Annotated in this window: 16 protein-coding genes; 3 read left to right on the top strand and 13 right to left on the bottom strand. The window is 59.3% G+C overall.

All coding sequences use genetic code 11. The features are described from left to right. Positions 1-111: 111 nt before the first annotated feature. Positions 112-873 (bottom strand): DeoR/GlpR family DNA-binding transcription regulator, encoded by a 762-nt coding sequence (locus tag ACR0KW_RS02380; RefSeq protein WP_480803569.1) that lies wholly within the window; start codon positions 871-873, stop codon positions 112-114. 189 nt (positions 874-1,062) lie between these two features. Here ACR0KW_RS02380 and glpD point away from each other — a divergent pair, with 189 nt between their 5' ends. After that, positions 1,063-2,649 carry a glycerol-3-phosphate dehydrogenase gene (gene glpD, locus ACR0KW_RS02375; RefSeq protein WP_480803568.1) on the top strand — a complete coding sequence of 529 codons (1,587 nt, stop codon included), beginning with the start codon at positions 1,063-1,065 and terminating at the stop codon, positions 2,647-2,649. Between the two features lie 39 nt (positions 2,650-2,688). Here the strand turns inward: glpD and ACR0KW_RS02370 are convergent, their stop codons facing one another. From ACR0KW_RS02370 to metG, 3 genes are all read right to left on the bottom strand, one after another. Continuing rightward, positions 2,689-5,826, bottom strand: a complete 3,138-nt coding sequence (locus ACR0KW_RS02370; RefSeq protein WP_480803567.1) for an efflux RND transporter permease subunit — start codon at positions 5,824-5,826, stop codon at positions 2,689-2,691. A gap of 3 nt (positions 5,827-5,829) precedes the next feature. Further along, positions 5,830-6,990, bottom strand: a complete 1,161-nt coding sequence (locus ACR0KW_RS02365; protein WP_480803566.1) for an efflux RND transporter periplasmic adaptor subunit — start codon at positions 6,988-6,990, stop codon at positions 5,830-5,832. Between the two features lie 268 nt (positions 6,991-7,258). Continuing rightward, the gene (gene metG / locus ACR0KW_RS02360; protein ID WP_480803565.1) at positions 7,259-8,977 is read right to left on the bottom strand and encodes a methionine--tRNA ligase; all 1,719 of its coding nucleotides are present in this window, start codon (positions 8,975-8,977) and stop codon (positions 7,259-7,261) included. Positions 8,978-9,152: 175 nt separating this feature from the next. Between metG and ACR0KW_RS02355 the strand changes: the two genes are divergently transcribed. Then, positions 9,153-10,085 (top strand): hypothetical protein, encoded by a 933-nt coding sequence (locus ACR0KW_RS02355; protein ID WP_480803564.1) that lies wholly within the window; start codon positions 9,153-9,155, stop codon positions 10,083-10,085. Positions 10,086-10,096: 11 nt separating this feature from the next. Here the strand turns inward: ACR0KW_RS02355 and ACR0KW_RS02350 are convergent, their stop codons facing one another. The 8 genes from ACR0KW_RS02350 to ACR0KW_RS02315 all read right to left on the bottom strand — a co-directional run bounded on the left by ACR0KW_RS02350 (position 10,097) and on the right by ACR0KW_RS02315 (position 17,387). Next, the gene (locus ACR0KW_RS02350; RefSeq protein WP_480803563.1) at positions 10,097-11,317 is read right to left on the bottom strand and encodes an MFS transporter; all 1,221 of its coding nucleotides are present in this window, start codon (positions 11,315-11,317) and stop codon (positions 10,097-10,099) included. Positions 11,318-11,387: 70 nt separating this feature from the next. Further along, on the bottom strand, positions 11,388-11,984 hold the full coding sequence (locus tag ACR0KW_RS02345) for a YceI family protein (protein WP_480803562.1): 597 nt from the start codon (positions 11,982-11,984) through the stop codon (positions 11,388-11,390). Further along, positions 11,981-13,195, bottom strand: coding sequence for an MFS transporter (locus ACR0KW_RS02340; protein WP_480803561.1), 1,215 nt, complete (start codon positions 13,193-13,195; stop codon positions 11,981-11,983). Before ACR0KW_RS02340 ends, ACR0KW_RS02345 begins: the two co-directional genes overlap by 4 nt. A 64-nt stretch (positions 13,196-13,259) precedes the next feature. Continuing rightward, the gene (locus ACR0KW_RS02335) at positions 13,260-13,880 is read right to left on the bottom strand and encodes an ImuA family protein (RefSeq protein WP_480803560.1); all 621 of its coding nucleotides are present in this window, start codon (positions 13,878-13,880) and stop codon (positions 13,260-13,262) included. Positions 13,881-13,939: 59 nt separating this feature from the next. Beyond that, on the bottom strand, positions 13,940-14,521 hold the full coding sequence (locus tag ACR0KW_RS02330) for a retropepsin-like aspartic protease family protein (protein WP_480803559.1): 582 nt from the start codon (positions 14,519-14,521) through the stop codon (positions 13,940-13,942). Between the two features lie 39 nt (positions 14,522-14,560). After that, positions 14,561-15,181 (bottom strand): MarC family protein, encoded by a 621-nt coding sequence (locus ACR0KW_RS02325; protein ID WP_480803558.1) that lies wholly within the window; start codon positions 15,179-15,181, stop codon positions 14,561-14,563. After that, a complete protein-coding gene (locus ACR0KW_RS02320) occupies positions 15,178-17,031 on the bottom strand; it encodes an ABC-F family ATP-binding cassette domain-containing protein (protein WP_480803557.1) in 1,854 nt (617 codons plus the stop codon). Before ACR0KW_RS02320 ends, ACR0KW_RS02325 begins: the two co-directional genes overlap by 4 nt. 80 nt (positions 17,032-17,111) lie before the next feature. Continuing rightward, positions 17,112-17,387: a hypothetical protein gene (locus ACR0KW_RS02315; protein ID WP_480803556.1), complete on the bottom strand. Its 276-nt coding sequence runs from the start codon at positions 17,385-17,387 to the stop codon at positions 17,112-17,114. Positions 17,388-17,732: 345 nt separating this feature from the next. On the opposite strand from ACR0KW_RS02315, the gene ndk reads away from it, so the two are divergent. Next, a complete protein-coding gene (gene ndk, locus ACR0KW_RS02310) occupies positions 17,733-18,155 on the top strand; it encodes a nucleoside-diphosphate kinase (protein WP_068334875.1) in 423 nt (140 codons plus the stop codon). Positions 18,156-18,208: 53 nt separating this feature from the next. Here ndk and ACR0KW_RS02305 read toward each other — a convergent pair whose 3' ends face one another. After that, on the bottom strand, positions 18,209-18,556 hold the full coding sequence (locus ACR0KW_RS02305; RefSeq protein WP_480804187.1) for a TfoX/Sxy family protein: 348 nt from the start codon (positions 18,554-18,556) through the stop codon (positions 18,209-18,211). Positions 18,557-18,602: the final 46 nt, after the last annotated feature.

Raw genomic sequence — 18,602 nt, 5'->3', positions numbered from 1 at the left:
CCGGATCTCCCCTCCCGTGCGACGATTGCAATATGCGCGAGTGTGTCAGGCGAAGATCAGTCTGGCAAGAACCAGTGACTTGGATTCACCTTTAGTGCGAATTACTTGACGTCAACCGTAGAGTTTTATCTGCGTGTTCCATTCCTTGCATTTGCGGGTCAGATCGTTGGGCAAGGCTTGGTCGGTGTAGAACACGTCCACCTCGGACAGTGAAGCAATCCGAGCCGGGGCGGTACGCTGAAACTTGGACTGGTCGGCAACAAGGCAGGTCTTGCGCGCCTGTGAGATGATGGTCTGGCTGACGCGCACTTCCTGAAAATCGAAGTCCAGCAGGTCTCCGTTTATGTCCAGTGCGGAACAGCCGATGATCGCATAGTCAAACTTGAACTGTTCGATGGTTGAGATTGTCAGGTTGCCGATCAGCCCTCCATCCGAGCGACGCAGCACGCCGCCAGCCACGACGATTTGACAATCTGGGTTTTCGACCAGGATGTTTGCGACGTTCATGTTGTTGGTGACCACCATCAGGTCCTTGTGACCCAGCAACTGCCGGGCAACGGCTTCGGTCGAGGTGCCGATGTTCAGAAACACGGACGCTCCGTCCGGTATATCCTGCGTGCAAAGTTGCGCGATGCGCGCCTTTGTGTCGGCGTTCAGGGCGCGGCGGTCTTCATAGCCGATATTGGATACGCCCGAGCGCAACACTGCACCGCCATGCACACGGTCGAGCTTTCCCATGTCGGCCAGTTCCGACAGGTCTCGGCGAATGGTCTGAACCGTTACTTCGAACCGCGCGGCCAGATCTTCGACCATCACGCGGCCATCCTGTCTGGCGATATTCAGAATGTCGGACTGGCGAAAAGATTGGGACACGGTTGGCTCCAAACTGGGTGAGTTCGTTTTTGTTCTATTTTTCGGAATATTCAACAAAATGACATCCAAGGGCGCAATAATTGACAATCTCTGTGACAAAACGAACATAAACGAAAACAAACGTTGACGAAACGCGGGGGCGCAAGGTTAATGAACGCGCGTTTTCCACGAATGGGGAATCACCCGGATATGAAACAGACACAACAACAGGTCTCTGACCTCTTCATCATAGGCGGCGGCATCAACGGGTGCGGCATTGCCCGCGATGCGGCGGGGCGTGGGCTGTCGGTGACCTTGGCCGAGATGAACGATCTGGCCTCGGCGACGTCTTCGGCCTCGACCAAGCTGTTTCACGGCGGGTTGCGCTATCTGGAGTATTTCGAGTTCCGCCTGGTGCGCGAGGCATTGATCGAGCGGGAAACCCTGCTGCGCGCAATGCCGCATATCAGTTGGCCGATGCGATTTGTGCTGCCGTATCACGAGGATATGCGCTTTGATTCGGAAACCCCGACCTCGCGCCTGCTCAGCACGGTGATGCCGTGGATGAAGGGTCGGCGTCCGGCCTGGCTGATCCGTCTGGGTCTGTTCATGTATGACCATCTGGGTGGGCGCAAAATCCTGCCGGGCACAGACGCGCTGGACCTGAAAACCGCACCCGAGGGGCGGCCGCTACAGGAGAAGTTCGAGACGGCCTATGAGTATTCGGATTGCTGGATTGAGGATTCCCGGTTGGTTGTCCTCAACGCCCGCGATGCTGAGGCGCGCGGGGCAAAGATCATGGTGCGCACCGAGGTTCTTTCGGCGGAACGCGCGGATGACTTGTGGGAGGTGACGCTCCGGGATCGTGACAGCGACGAGAAACGTGTGGTTCGTGCCAGAATGCTGATCAACGCCGGCGGCCCGTGGGTCGGCGATATCATCCAGTCAAAAATCCGCGTGAACTCGCGCGAAGGTGTCCGGCTGGTGCGTGGCAGCCATATCGTGACCCGCAGGCTGTTCGACCACGACAAATGCTATTTCTTTCAGGGTGAGGATGGCCGCATCATCTTTGCTATTCCGTATGAGCGCGACTTCACCCTGATCGGCACCACAGATCAGGATCATCCGAACCCGTCCGAACCTCCGATCTGTACCGAGGCCGAGCAGGATTATCTGTGCGCCTTCGCGACGAAATACTTCAAGAAGCCGGTGACCCGAGAGGATGTTGTCTGGACCTATTCCGGCGTGCGTCCTTTGTACGATGACGGGGCCAGCAGCGCGACGGCGGCAACGCGGGATTACACGTTGAAGGTCGACGCGCAGGGCGGGGCGCCCGTTCTGAATGTGTTTGGCGGCAAGATCACGACCTACCGGCGGCTGGCCGAAAGTGCGTTGGAGAAAGTGGCCGAGCATTTCGCAGACCTGCCCGGACCTTGGACTGCAGGCGTTTCCTTGCCCGGCGGTGATTTCCCTGTCGATGGGGTGCAGGATCTGGTGGCTGGGCTTGAGGCGGATTACAGCTTTCTGGATCGCGCCTGGGCTGAACGTCTTGTGCGAGCCTACGGTACCGAAGCCCGCGCTATTCTGGGCGATGCGAAAACCTTTGGGGATTTGGGCGAGGATTTTGGTGCTACGCTGACTGCGCGGGAACTGGAATGGCTGATGGACAGGGAATACGCGCGCAAGGCCGAGGATGTGGTCTGGCGCCGGAACAAATTGGGTCTGCGATTGACGACCGACCAAATTGCCCGGATTGAAAACTGGATGTCACAACGCTGCGCGCAAGCCGCTGCCTAAGAAAAAAGCCCCGCCGATCTCGCGGGGCTTTTCTTTGAGTTACGCCGCTTCCTCGGAAGGTTCTGGATCGTTCTTGGTTCCCTTGATCCACTCCCTGAGGCTTTGCATCAGAGCATACAGAACCGGTACCAGAATGACGCCGACCAGCGTGGCCGCCAGCATACCGCCGAACACGGCGACACCGATGGCCCTCTGACTGGCCGCGCCTGCACCGCTGGCCGCCAGCAGCGGCACAACACCCAGCAGGAAGGACAGCGCGGTCATCATCACCGCGCGGAAACGCTGGTAAGCGGCCTCGGCGGCGGCGTCCTTGATCGACAGGCCATTGGCCCGCTGTTCCATCGCAAACTCAACGATCAGAATGCCGTTTTTCGACGCCAGCCCCACAAGCATGATCATCCCGATCTGCGTATAGAGGTTGATGTCACTGCCAACGATGGCCACTGCGGCTACCGCTCCGAACAGGGCGACAATCACCGACAGAAGGATTGAAACCGGCATCGTCCAGCTTTCATATTGCCCGACAAGGAACAGATAGCCGAACAGGATCGCCAGACCCAGAATGACGATTACGAGGCTGCCGGAGGCCAGCTGCTGTTGCGCTGTCCCGGTCCATTCGAAGGCATAGCCCGGGGGCAGGGCGGTGGCCGATTCCTCGGTCATGACGGTGATCGCATCACCTGTGGAAAGTCCCGGGGCAGGAACCGCCGTCACGGTTGCCGAGCGGAACAGGTTGTGGCGTTTCAACAGAACCGGCCCCAGCACGTTCTCAACATCAACGAGCGTACCCAGAGGGACCATCTCACCTTTTGTCGAACGCACGTAAAGGTTCGAGATATCATCGACCTTGTCGCGATAGCTGCCATCCGCCTGGATCATCACGCGATAGACCCGGCCGAACAGGTTGAAGTCGTTCACGTAGTACGATCCCAACTGGGCCTGCATGGTCTGGAACACTTCGGCCACGGACACTTGCAGCGTCTTGGCTTTTTCGCGGTCCAGATCAACGAACAGCTGCGGCACGTTTGCGCGGAAGGTGGTGTAGGCCTGACCGATTTCAGACCGCTGGTTCGCCGCATAAACGAACGACCCCACGGCCGAGGCCAGATCCTGAGGCGATCCGCCGCCGGTCTGCTGGACTTCCATCTCGACACCGGCAGACATGCCCAGGCCCTGAATGGGCGGCGGGTTGAAGGCCACGATCGAGGCCGCGGACTCGCCATAGGCGATGGCCAGGACCTTTTGCAGGATCGCGTCCGCGCTCAGGTCGTCTTCCTGACGCTCATCCCAGTTGTCGAGGTTCACAAAGATCGCAGCGCCGTTCGTCGTGGTGCCGTTCAGGATCGAGAAGCCGTTGATCAGAACGGTGCTTGCCACGCCGGGGATCTGCTGAATCTGCTCATCCACGCGGGCTGAGACAATCTCGGTACGCTCCAGCGTTGCCGCGTCGGGCAGCTGAATATCAACGAACAGATAGCCGTTATCCTCAAGGGGTAGGAAGCCACTGGACGTGTTGGACATGATGGTACCAGTGCCCATCGCCAGCGCAACGATGACTCCGAGACCGACGACCGGCAGGATCAGAAGCTTGCGCACGATGGCCACATACCCGTTGCGAATGCCGCCGATGAAATTCTCGAAGACGGCCAGCAGCCCCTTTGGCGGGCCCGAGCGGGCGCGCAGAACCAGCCCGCACAAGGCCGGTGACAGGGTCAGTGCGTTGATCGACGAGATCACAACAGCGGTCGAGATTGTCACTGCGAACTGCGAATAAAGCCGCCCCGAGATACCTGGCATGAAGGTCACCGGTACGAACACAGCCAGCAGAACCAGCGTGGTCGCAATCACCGGGCCGGTGATCTGCCCCATGGCCTTGCGGGTGGCTTCGGCAGGGGGCAGCCCCTCGTCGGCAATGATCCTTTCGACGTTTTCGACCACAACAATCGCGTCATCCACGACGATCCCGATAGCCAGAACCAGCGCAAATAGCGAGATCGTGTTCAGCGACATTCCGAACAGCAGCAGGAAAGCGAACGTCCCGATCAATGACACCGGGATCGCAACGGCCGGAATGATTGTTGCCCGCCAACTGCCCAGAAAGACAAACACAACCGAGATCACCAGAGTAAAGGTCAGGATCAGGGTCGTGATCACGTCGTTCAGAGATTGTTCCACAAAGTCGGTGGTGTTGAAGGGAACGTCATATTCCACGTCCGTAGGGAAACTGCGCGACAGGCGGTCTAGTTCGGCCTGGACCCGCTCGGACACAGCCAATGCGTTTGCGCCGGGAGCCTGGTAGATACCGATGACGGTTGCAGGAACACTGTCAAAATAACCGGAGGCCGCATAATATTGCGCACCCAGTTCAACCCGTGCGATATCCTTGACCCGAACGATCGAACCCGCGTCACCGGTTCGAATGACAATTTCACCGAATTCGGCGGCTGAGGTCAGGCGCCCCTTGGTTTTGATCGTGTACTGAAACGTCTGCCCTTCGGGAACAGGGGGGGCACCGATTGAGCCGGCCGACACTTCAACGTTCTGCTCGCGGATGGCGCTGATTACGTCGCCCGGAGTAATGGACAATGCAGCCATCTTGTCCGGATCCATCCAGATTCGCATAGCGTATTCCAGATTTGTCAGAACGTCCGCCTTACCAACGCCTTGAACCCGAGCCAGAGCATCTTTCAGGTTGATCGAGGCATAGTTTGACAGAAACACACTGTCATAGGTGCCATTGGGCGAGGTCAGCGTGACCAGCAACAGCATGTTGGTCGACGCCTTCTGCGTTACCACGCCCGAGGACGTCACCTCGGTCGGCAGCGAAGACATCGCCTGCGCCACCCGGTTCTGCACGTTGACCGAGGCGATATCGGGATCGGTACCAACCTCGAAGGTGATGTTCAGCGAGTACGAACCGTTGTCGGACGAAGTGGACGTCATATAGATCATGTCGTCCACACCGTTCACCTGTGCCTCAATCGGTGCGGCGACGGTGTTTTCCACGGTCTCGGCGTTGGCGCCGGTATAGGTAGTGGACACACTGACCACGGGCGGCGTGATGTCCGGAAACTGGGCCACCGGCAGAACCATGTAGCCGATGATGCCCATGATGGTCAGGACAAGCGAAATAACTAGCGCCAGCTTTGGCCGGCTGATGAACAGGGCAGAGAACATCGGTTACTCTCCCGGCTGCTCAGAGGCTACGACCGCATCCACGGCCACACCCGGACGAACCCTTTGTAGGCCCTCGACGATGACGCTTTCACCTTCGCGCAGGCCATCCTTTACGATGATTGCAGTCTCGACGGTGTCTCCGGTGGTGATATAGCGCTGCTCGACCATCTGCTTGTCATTCACGACCAGCACGAATTCTCCCCGCTGGTCACGTTGCAGCGCGGCCTGAGGGATCAGGACCTCAAGTGTTGGCTCCAAAGCTTCGATCTGAACGCTCAGGAACTGACCGTCGACGATCAAACGAGCAGTGTTATCAAATTCCGCCCGAACTGCAATTGCGCCTGTCAGAGGGTCGATGCGGTTGTCAACGAAGACGATCTTGCCGGTTTCATCCAGGTTGGTGCCGTTGGGCAGGGTTAAGTGCACGTTTGGACTTTTGCTGCTTTCGGCCAACGAGGCTGCGCTCTCACCATACTGCTCCAGAACGGTTGTGAATTGTTTTTCGTTCAACGAAAAGTTCACGTAGATCGGCGCCTCGCTGACCAGATTCACAAGAGGAGGGTTCGTTGGTCCAACCACGTCGCCCACACTTGTGGCGACGCGGCCGAGACGCCCGGAAAAGGGGGCGTGAATTTTGGTATAGCTCAGGTCCAGTTCAGCTTGCTGGATTGCGGCATGGGCTGATTTGACTTCAGCCTCGGCGACCAATTCATTCGCACGTGCGATGTCCCGCTCGGATTCGGGGGTCGCGTCGCGTAGGTAAAGCTCTTCCTTTCGGGCCAGCTCTACCTTTGCCAGTTCCAGATTGGCCTCAGCACGGTCCAAATCGGCCTTGCGGGCTTCGAGTGTCGCTTCATAGAGATCGGGCTCAATCGTGAACAACAAGTCGTCTTTGCTTACGAGTGAACCGTCAGTCACCTCTTGGCTCTCAAGAAATCCGTTGACCCTCGCTACAATGTCAACTTTGTCGATCGCCTCGGCACGACCGATAAAAACGGCTTCTTCAGTGATTTCCTGCGTATAGGCCGCAGCGATGGACACCTTGGGGGGCGGGGCGTCGCTTTGATCCTGCGCCAGGGCTGCATTTGCCATGCCCATACAGACCAAAGCGGCGACGGCTGGCCCGTAGAAGCGGGATTTAGAGTTCTTCAATGCAAGGGACATGGCAGGCGCCTCGTTAAAGCTATGGATCTTGCGCCCGGGCAGACTGACCGCCCCGACGAGTCGAGTGAATTTCCGGTCAGGATGGCTGTTTTGCGCGTATACCTCAAGCATCTTGAATGCGAATTAATCGTTCCGGTCGGCAGAATTTTTCGCGCCGTCAGGCTGACTTAGGCTGACTTTCTTAAGCCCGCTTTTTCAAGTTTCTGCCGGAACAAAAAAACGAGGGCCACGCGGGCCCCCGTTTTTGTGTTCGACATTGAGTTTTGGATCAGTCGCGTGTACCGGCAAACCGGGTCTGCCAGTCTTCGCGCTGCTCGTCGGTGATTTTGGCGAACAGAACGTCCGGCACGGTGAATTCATGACCGGCGGGCAGGGCGCTGAGCGCGGCCTCGACATCCTCGGGCCAGCCGGTGTCCAGCGTGTTCATCGCGCTCAGCATCTTGGCCGAGGTTTCGGGGATGAACGGGGCGCTGAGAACGGCGTAGAGCCGGATCAGGTTCAGGCCCAGACGCACTTGTGCTGCCGCCTGTTCCGGATCTTCCTTGAACGTGGACCAAGGGGCAGCAGCCTGCAGATATTCGTTGCCCGCCACCCAGATCGCTCGCAACTCCTGCGCGGATTTGCGAACCTCCATCGCCTCCATATGCCCTTCATAGGCGCGGACACGACGGGTGAGTTCTTCGATCAGCGCTTGTTCGCGTTCGCCATAGCTGCCGCCTTCCGGCACGGCTTCGCCGAACTTCGAGCGGCAGAACTTGGTGATCCGGCTGACAAAGTTGCCCAGCACGTCGGCGAGGTCTTTATTCACCGATTGTTGGAAGTTCTCCCACGTGAACTCACTGTCGCTGCTTTCGGGGGCATGGCTCAGCAGCCACCAGCGCCAGAAATCGGCGGGCAGAATCTCCAGCGCCTGATCCATGAACACGCCACGACCCTGAGAGGTCGAGAACTGGCCACCGTCATAGTTCAGGTAGTTGAAAGATTTCAGGTGGTCGACCATCTTCCACGGCTCGCCCGAACCCAGAATGGTCGCCGGGAAAGACAGGGTGTGGAAGGGCACGTTGTCCTTGCCCATGAACTGGACATAACGCACGTCATCGGCGCCTTTGTCGGTGCGCCACCAGCGCTCCCAATCGGCATCAGATTTGCCGTTGGCATCCGCCCATTCCTTGGCGCAGGCAATGTATTCGATCGGCGCGTCGAACCAGACGTAGAAAACCTTGCCTTCCATCCCCGGCCAGTCCTGATCACCTTTTTTGACAGGTACACCCCAATCCAAATCTCGGGTGATACCACGATCCTGAAGGCCGTCGCCGTCATGCAGCCATTTCTTGGCGATTGAGGTGGTCAGGATCGGCCAGTCGGTCTTGCTGTCGATCCACGCGTCCAGCTGATCCTTCATCGCCGACTGACGCAGATACAGGTGTTTGGTCTCGCGCACCTCCAGATCGGTCGAGCCGGAAATGGCCGAGCGCGGCTCGATCAGATCGGTCGGGTCCAGCTGCTTGGTGCAGTTCTCGCATTGGTCGCCGCGCGCACGTTCGTAACCGCAATTGGGGCAGGTGCCCTCGATATAACGGTCGGGCAGGAAACGGCGATCAGCGTTGGAATAGACCTGTTTTTCGCTGACCTCGCGGATCAGCCCGGCATCGTCCAGCTTGCCCGCAAAATGCTGGGTCAGCTTGCGGTTCTGCTCGCTGGACGAGCGGCCAAAGTGATCGAAGCTCAGACCAAAACGCTGCGCGATGTCGGCCTGAACGGCATACATGTCCGCGCAGTATTCCGCGACGGGTTTGCCCGCTTTGGCAGCGGCCAGTTCGGCCGGCGTGCCGTGCTCGTCCGTGGCACATAGGAACATGACCTCATTCCCCCGGCCACGCTGGTAGCGCGCGTACAGGTCGGCAGGCAATTGCGAGCCGATCAGGTTGCCGAGGTGCTTGATCCCGTTGATGTAAGGGATCGCCGAGGTGATGAGAATCCGAGCCATTTTGCGTTTCCACGTATCTATCTGCGCGCCCGTCTACCTTATGTGATCGGTCAGCAAAAGCCCGGTTTCGCCGGTAAACGCCCGAAACGACGGATAACTGCATGTCCAGCATGGTCTTCGCGTGATGGTCCCGAACCGTGTATGGTGGGCGTGCATATTTTTCAGGGGGGATAAAATGAAGCTATTCTTGGTTCATCGCTTGATGCAGGCGTCCGCAATTCTCTGTTTCACCCTTTTCTTAGCGCCAAGCGGCCAAGCAGACCAAGGCAAAGCCTTGGATGCGATTGACAGTTTTGACAAAGCGATGCTGTCGATTTTCCACAGCGGTCAGGATGAACTGACGGCGCAGACACGGCCGGTCATGGTGATCGCTCGGGATGTGACGATCCTGTCCACGGATGGTCAGGTGTCGTTTCCAAGGGACGCGCCTAACTACCTGATTTTCAAATCCACATCCCACGTTCTTCTGGGGATTATCGGTGCTGTTACACCGTGGCCCAAAGGAAACGATGATGATGCAAGTTGGAAAAAGGACTTTGCGGCCATTGCGCAGGAAATCGACACGCTTTTGCCGTGGATTGAGAAACTCGACCTGCCAGAAGAAGATATCGCCCGGCAACGGCAAATGCTTGAGGCCGCGCGTAACTTCACAAATGCAGCGGTTCAGCGCGGCACCCTCAACCGGCAGGATGTCTCAGATGCCATCAACGACATGCGACCGGTCTGGGCAGCCAACATGCGCGAAGCGGCGCGGGCCGAGCTTTCCGCGTTGCACAAGGCTGTGTCTGATGCGCGTGCTGCTGTCAGCGAAAGGGTCTGGGACGAGATGTATGTCGTCCATCACGGCGGCTCCAATGTGACCGGTATCAATGTCGTCGAACTGTATCTGGAACGCGTGATGCCGCAGAAAGTAGCGGCGGGTCAGATCATGTTTGCCGAAAATGCGCACGGCAACAAGGCGATGGCTGATTTCGTCGGCTATGAGAAGATGCAACGCCTTGTCGGCGCTTGGGCTTTCGGCGATCCGGCGCGTATGGAAGTTGACCTGTTGGGCTATGAGGCAGGTGCACTTCTGGATGAAATGATCCCGTCCTCGCCGCCGGAGTAACGGCCAGGGCTTTATTCCTCGCGCGACCTCTTGAGCAACCGCCCGATGGTGAACGAGGTGCGCGGCGCATAGACATAGTTGGTCCGCTCGTCCGGTGTCGGGCGCGAGCGCATCCGGGCGACGCCAAACACGATCAGAACCATATGTCCGGCTGCCACAAAGGCGAACAGGGCACCTGGACCAAATTGCTCGATCAGCGTGGATGAGATGTAGGGTGAGGCAATTGCCCCCAGCGCGTACCAGAACATCAGCGCGGCTGACAATTCCACCCGTTCCTCCGTAGTAGCAAAGTCATTTGCGTGCGCGGACGATACCGAGAAGATTGGAAAGGTCGTCAGGCCAAAGATCCCAGCCGCCAGCATTACACCCAGCGTACCGGTGCCGGATGCGGCCATCGTAACACCGCAGCTGAGCACGGCAGCACCGGATAGCCAGATCAGAACCCAGCGCCGGTCATATTTATCTGCCAGCCAGCCTAGCGGGTATTGCGCCAAAGCTCCGCCCAGAACAAATGAGGCGAGGAAGAACGCGATCTGGTCCACGCCGAGACCGACCTCTTGCCCATAAACGGGGCCGACCATGCGGAACGAGGCCGAGCTGAGCGCTGCAACGATCACACCCGCCACCGCCAGGGGCGAACTGCGCCAAGCCAGTTTGGGTCGCAGGCGAGGGGCGTCAGGTGTGATCGGCTGGCTGGCACGGGTCAGTGTCAGCGGCAATAGCGAAGCGCAACACAGGATCGCCAACAGGTTATAGGACACGTACGAGGCGGGCGGCAGTACGGCAATGATCAACTGCGCCCCCAGTGATGCCCCCATGTCGACGAACCGATACGTCCCCATCGCCCGCCCACGGGTTTCGTTGGTGACTTTGGCATTCAGCCAGGCCTCAATCACGGTGTAGCTGCCCGCAACGCAGGTGCCCGAGGCGATCCGCAACAGGGCCCATAAATAAGGGTTGTCAGTCAGTGTGTGCCCGATCAGCCCCATTGCCCCCAAGGCTGTACAGACGGCAAAGGCCCGCGAGTGTCCGACGTTCCCCATAAGCCGTGGGGCCCACCAGCAACCAATGAAAAAACCAAGAAAATGCGACGACCCCAGCAGGCCGATCTGCTCGGTCGTGAAATCCAGTGTAATGCCCGAGATAGCATCCAGCGGTCCGACGCCGCCGGTGGAAAGCTGCAGCAGAATGACGGAAAGAAAAAGGGCGGCAAAGGAAATGATCGTGCGCATGATGGGCCCAGCTTTACTCAATATTCCAGTAATGCGCGCGCCTTATCGACGCGGAGGCGTCGTTTTTTGCCTATTCCGCTTTTTTGATCTCGGCCCGTATGTCCAGTCCGACGGTGTCCTGCACCAGATCGGCATAGCCGGACGCGCCGAAATCGTGACGGTTCAGCGCGCCGGTCAGGCGGATGGACAACATGTCCAGATTGTCCGACGCGCTGCCCGAGGGGCGAAAGAGGTCGGCCTGCAGGGCAATCGGTTTCGTGACGTCGCGCAGGGTCAGGTCACCGATGACTTTCGCCCCGCGCGAGATGCGCCCGCCTTCGCCCAACTGCACTCTGGTCGATACGAAATGAATGGTTGGAAACCGCGCAACTTCCAAAACGCCCGCTCCCAGCATCGCGTTTCGGGCAAATGGCAGTCTGGTGCGGGCTTCGGCGGCGTTCAGGGTGACACTGACGCGGCTGTTGGTCAGATTGCTCAGGTCGATCCGAATATCTGCCGACTGGATCGGCATTGTGCCGGATTGGGTAAGGCCTGACAGATCGAAGGTGAAGGCAACGGATGTTCCTTTGGGCACCAGCACGTAACGGCTCTGGCCAGCGTGGGCCGGGTGGATCAGAGGCAGTGTGGCCAACCCGGCCAGAAGCGTGCGCCGGGTCAGGTGGGTCATGCCAAGGCCTCCTGCCTGCGGGGGCGTGAACGGTTCAGCAGCACCAGCAGGATGGCAATGTTCAAGCCGTTCCACAGAATGCCGTTGATGAAGGCCAGTTGATAATTACCGGTCACGTCGTAAATCCAGCCGGACATCCAGCCACCCAGAGCCATGCCCATGATCGTCATCATCATGACGAACCCGACGCGGGCGCCGGCCTCTTGCGGGGGCATGTATTCGCGGACCACAAGCGCATAGCTGGGCACGATGCCGCCTTGGGCCAGCCCGAACAGCAGGCTGATGACGTAAAGCGAGACCATCCCGTCATAAGGCAGGAACAGGAACAGAGCGATACATTGCAGGATCGAGCCGATCAGCAGGGTCATCACCCCGCCCAGCTTGTCGGCCACAAGGCCCGAGATTACCCGGCTGACCACGCCGCCCAAAAGCATCAGTGACAGCATCTCGGCCCCGACGGCCGGACCGTATCCGAGACCGACGCAGTACGAGACGATGTGAACCTGCGGCATCGACATGGCCACGCAGCACCCGATCCCGGCCAGACCCAAAATGTATTGCAGGGCACGCGGTGAAATCCCAACGCTGCGGGCGTTGATCTGCGCATTGGCGGCGGCGGTGCTGTGCGCCTCGACCGGTACCTGGCGGCGTAGAAGAAGGGACAGGGGGATGACGACTGCCAAGGTTATGACAGCCAGCGTCAGATAAACCTGCTGCCAACCGTCGCGGGCCAGAATGCCCGACAGGAGGGTGGGCCAGATCGCCCCGGACAGGTAATTCCCGCTGGCCACCAGCGCGACGGCGATCCCGCGCCGCCGCATGAACCAGTGCGAGATATCAGCGATCAGCGGCCCGAACCCGATCGACGTGCCCAGCCCCAGCAGCAGATGCGCCACTGACAGCAGCAGGATATTCGGTGCCCATGTTGCTAGCAGGTAGCTGATTGCGCTTAGAATTGCGGCTCCGATAAGCGCCTTGGTTACGCCCAGCCGGTCAACCATCTGCCCCAGCCACATGTTCCCCAGCGCAAAACCGATCATCGCTAGTACATAGGGCAGAGAAGCCTCGGCCCGGCTGGCCTCGAACTGCGCCTCAACTGCAGGCATCACCACGATCACCGCCCACATGCCCACATTTGCCACCGTGGCAATGGCGAGCGTGATTAGAAGGCGTATCCAGGAATAGCGGCTGTCATGGATTGGGTGGCTCATGCTGGAACGCTAGGACGGGGTCCGGGCTTTGGCCAGTCACAAGTTTTGTGATCCTCGTGAGGTGTCACACCAAAACATCTTCGGTCTCGATCCGTTGCAGGTTCAGTCCGGCGCGCGGTTTGGTCTGGGTGGCTTGCCAACTGACCGGGGGCAGGGCGCGGGCGCGGCGACGGGTCAGGGTCCAGCGGCGGGTCTCTCCCTGATGGTTGGCGGCCATGTGCCAGCGAGTCTCAACCCCTTGCGCGCCGCCATCGCCGGGCGTCAGCAGCAGACCCAGCGGAGCCCGCCCCATCGCGCCACCCTGTTCTGCGGCCAGATGCATGCGCCGCACCGGCGTCAGGCCAGGCGCACCGGGCAGGTCGCCGATGATCAGTGGGATCGCTCCGCTGCGCAGGGCTTCTTCCATGCACCATAACAAATCCTCGGCGCGGGTGGGGCGAACGAAGATGAACCGGGCAGGGTCGGCAAAGGGCATCATCCCGTCGGGGTTCAACTGGCCGGGTTCCCACGCGGGCGAAATCCACAGCACCGGCCCCTGCGTCTGACCTGCCAACCACATGGCAAAGCTGCGCCGGGCGGGGCCACAGGCCTCGTGCACGCGGGCCAGTTGCAGGGTGATCTGCGTGTGCAGGGTTAGCCCCGGCGCCTCGCGCGCGGGTTTGCGGCCAAGAAGGTTTGTAGACATGCCATCAATCTAGCATGTTCTCACTTTGTTCTCAATCGGGGAATGCCGCTAAAGACCTTTTACCGCGACAGGATCATACGGCCGTCGGTGAACTGGATATTCGAGAACCGGTGCAGATAGTCCATGCCCAGCAGCGACTGACGCAAATCGCCTTCGTTGACCCAGGCCGCAACGCCGTGGTCGATGATCGGGCCCAGCTCAAGACTGTCCAGCCGGATGGGCGCGGTGCGCACCTCTCCGTTTGCGGTCGATGCGCGCCCGATGTAATTCAGTTGGTCGGGGTCAACGCCTATGCGTCTGGCGTCCTGTTCGCTGAACACAATCTGGCTGGCACCGGTATCGACGAGGAAATTGATCGGCTCTCCGTTCACCAGAACGGGCAGGTAATAGTGGCCGTCATAGGCACGGGGCACTTCAATGGTCTCGCCGGTGACGGTCATCTGCGGAGCGGGGGCAACGGTCGAGCGGATGTCTTCCCACAATCCGACAACGGCAATGACGCCAACGAAGATGAACACCCAGGCCATAACCTGCTGCATTGTCTTGTTCAGCGATTGGCGGTTTTGTGAAACGAACCAAAACACCACCGCCGTGCCAAGCACGACCAGATAAACCAAACGTCCAATATCGTCGCCGACCATACCGTTACCTTTACCAGTTTGTTACAAGGTATATGGGGTTTATGACGCAAAACCAAAGGCCTTGAGGCCATCCAGGATGAACTGAACCGACAGTGCCGCCAGCAACATTCCAAGCAATCGGGTCAATACGTTCAAGCCGGTCTTACCCAACGCACGTGCGATCAGGCCGCCGGACAGAAAGAAGGCCAGAACGACGGCCATGACAGCCAGCATTACGATGCAGGCCTCGACGATGCCCAGAATGCCAGGATGCTGCCCCGCCAGAAGGATGATCGTTGCAATTGAACCCGGTCCGGCGATTAGCGGGATAGCCAATGGGAAAACTGAGGGGTCGGGATGTTCCTCTTCCTCGGCCCGGTCCTCGCGCCGTTTGGTGCGGCGTTCGAAAAGCATATCCAGTGCGGTCAGGAACAAGAGCGCACCCCCTGCAACGCGGAAGGCGGCCATCGAGATGCCGACAAAACCCAGAACGGCTTCGCCAAAAGCGGCGAAAGCGATCAGGATGCAGACGGCCGTCAGGCAGCTGCGGATCGCTGTTTTGCGACGGGTTTTAGCGTCCATGTCCTGCGTCAGCGCCACAAAGATAGGTGTGGTGCCGAAGGGGTCGATCACAACGAACAGGGTGGTGAAGGCGGTGATGAAAAAGGCCAGATCCATCATGCGGCATTCTCGGCGTTTTCAAGACGTTCGGCTGCGGCGACCCACAGGGCCTCGGCTTTTTGCATGGCTTCGACGACCTCGGCGAATTTCCGGTTCCAGGTTTCAAGATCGTTGATCTTATCGTCCTCGTACAAAGCCGGGTCCGCCAGCTTGGCCGAGAGCTTGTCGTGCATATCCGTCAGTTTTTCTATCCGGTCCTCGCATTTGCGCAGATCGGAGCGCAGTGCCAACATCGCCTCGCGTGAGGGGCGCTTGGGCTTGGCGGTCTGCGGTTTCACTTTGACCGGTTTTTCACGGGCCAGCAGCATGGTGCGATAGGCCTCGAGGTCGCCGTCGAAGGGCTTGACCGAGCCGTCCGAAACCAGCCACAGCCGATCCGCGACCAGCGACAGCAGGTGCATGTCGTGGCTGACCAGAACCACCGCGCCGGAATACGCGGTCAGCGCTTCGACCAAAGCCTCGCGGCTTTCGATGTCCAGGTGGTTGGTCGGCTCGTCAAGGATCAGCATATGCGGCGCGTCGATGGTCGCGATCAGCAATGACAGGCGCGCCTTCTGACCACCGGACAGTCGCCCGACCAGAGTTTCTGCCTGGTCCGCGTTCAGCCCAAACCCGGCCAGACGCGAACGCCACTTACCCGGCGCCTCATCAGGGCGCAGCCGGCGCAGGTGGTCCAGGGGTGTCTCGTCCACATGCAGTTCATCCACTTGATGCTGCGCAAAATAGCCGATGCGCAGCTTGTTGCTGCGGGTCATCTTGCCCGCCATCAGGGGCAGGCGGTTGGACAGCAGCTTGGACAGGGTCGACTTGCCCTGACCATTCTTGCCCAGCAGCGCAACCCGGTCGTCCTGATCAATGCGTAGGTTCAGGCGGCGCAGCACCTCGGTTTCGCCATAACCTGTCACACCGCCTTCGAGGTGGATGATAGGGGGGGACAGTTCCTCGGGCTCGGGGAAACTGAACGCACGGAGTGCTGCCTCTTGCGGGGTCGAGACCAACTGGATGCGCTCAATCATCTTCAGGCGAGACTGGGCCTGCACTGCTTTGGTGGCTTTGGCGCGGAACCGATCTACGAAACTCTGCAGATGGGCGATGCGCGCCTTGGCCTTGGCATTTTCCGATTCCGCCTGCGCAATACGTTCGGCGCGGCGTTCTGCGAACTTGTCGTAGGGCACCGCGTAGTAGGTGAGCTTGCGGTCTTCCAAATGCAGGATCGACCCCACGGCCCGGTTCAGCAACCCACGGTCGTGGCTGATGATGATCACAGTATGAGGATACTTGGCCAGATAGCTCTCCAGCCACAGCGCGCCTTCGAGGTCCAGATAGTTGGTCGGTTCGTCCAACAGCAGCAAGTCGGGCTGAGAAAACAGCACTGCCGCCAGCGCCACACGCATCCGCCAACCGCCCGAGAAATCCGAACAGGGGCGCAGCTGGTCTTCATCGTCGAACCCAAGTCCCTTGAGGATCGAGGCCGCGCGCGCCTCGGCCGACCAAGCGTCGATATCCGCCAGACGGGTCTGAATTTCGGCTATACGCGCCGGGTCTTCGGCGCTGTCGGCTTCGGCCATCAGTGCGCTGCGCTCTGTATCGGCGGCCAACACCGTGTTGATCAGCGACACATCGGAGGAGGGCACCTCTTGCGCCACACCGCCGATCCGAGCGCGTTTCGGCAGCACGATATTGCCCGACTCCAGCGCCAGTTCGCCCCGTATCAAACGGAAGAGGGTGGTCTTGCCGGTGCCGTTCCGCCCCACCAGTCCAACCTTGTGGCCGTCGGGAATGGTGGCACTTGCCCCGTCAAACAGGGGGCGGCCTTCGACTGCATAGGTGATATCTTCGATCCGTAACATGGCCCGAGCACTGAGGCACCGCCCGAGCCTTGTCAATGGGATTGATCAGGGCAAAGCTGGCTAAGGCTGGCTGCCTGACATCATTTCAGGTGCGACGCGATCTCTTCTAACGGGTAAGAGTTGAAGCCAACCATGGGGCCGTCGCCGTTTTCGCTGAAGGCAAATACGTGGATCTCATCATGGTATAGCGTTGCGCGACAAAAGGTTTCGGTTTGGGGCAAGTTCTTTGGGCAGGTTTCCAGATCCGTGTGGGCCACTGAGGTTTCAAAGACTTCGTATGTCAGCGGCACCGCAAGATCAGCGGCCAATGCGGTGGTTGCCGTCAAACCGGCGATCAGGGTCAGTGTCATTTTCATCGTGATGCTCTCATTTTGTTTTCTGTCTCTGTTCGCGCAATGAATAGCTGACTAAAAAAGTCGGAAAAGAAAAGCTCATACAGAAAACTGCGTCAATCCTTCGCGCTTTCGGGGCAATCATCCTCGGGTATCGGTTCTGCTTCGCCAAGCGCCCGTGGCGCTGTGGGCATTTTAGCCGGGGCCTTGCGCGCATTGGATCGACCAGTTGAACACGGCACTCGACACAATCTGATCGGCAAATCCACGCCGTTTCATCATTGTACTTTTCATGAGCCAAATACCGTGTTAGGCGGCGCGCGATGGATTTCGGCGCGACCCCGCGCCTTATGTTAAGGAGAGGCCGACATGGCACTGGAACGCACATTCTCGATCATCAAACCCGATGCAACCCGCCGCAACCTGACTGGCAAAATCAACGCCAAGTTCGAAGAAGCCGGCCTGCGCATCGTCGCGCAAAAGCGCATCCACATGACCAAGGAACAAGCCGGCAAGTTCTATGAAGTCCACGCCGAGCGTCCGTTCTATGACGAACTGTGCGAATTCATGTCGTCGGCTCCGGTCGTTGTTCAGGTTCTGGAAGGCGAAGGCGCCATTGCCAAGAACCGCGAAGTCATGGGCGCAACCAACCCCGCAGACGCAGCACCCGGCACCATCCGCGCCGAGTTCGCTGAATCGGTTGGTGAAAACTCGGTCCACGGTTCGGACGCTCCGGAAACCGCAGCTGTTGAGATCGCCTACTTCTTCTCGGGCATCGAACTGGTCGGCTAATCCGCCATCAGATCGGATTTATGGGCCGCTCCCGGTAACGGGTGCGGCTTTTTTCATACCGGCTTGAGGTCGTCCACCGAGACCCGCACGCCGACCGCGTCCAGATCAGAGATCATCTGAGTTTCAGGCGCAGTGCTGACGCTGTCCTTGATCGCGTCAAACCTCTGACGCAGGGCCTTTTTCTCATCGCCTTTGCAGTCATTCCACGGCCGCCCCTGCAACCCCATCACCAGCACGTAATAGCCGATGAAATGTGGCCGGGTTCCGGCACGCACTAAGCGGGCATAGGCTTCATCTGGACCCAATTCACGCAACTGCTGCGCCGAGTGAATCCCTGCGCGGGCGCAGGCCTGTTCGAAAGCGGGGCCAAGGTTGCGGATTGAAGAGACGGGATCGGACATGCCCAACTCATAGCCCTGTGGAGCAGTGATGTCGACCTGACGCAGG

This window comes from Ruegeria sp. CG11, assembly GCF_056537245.1.
This window is presented reverse-complemented; position numbering and strand designations above follow the sequence as displayed.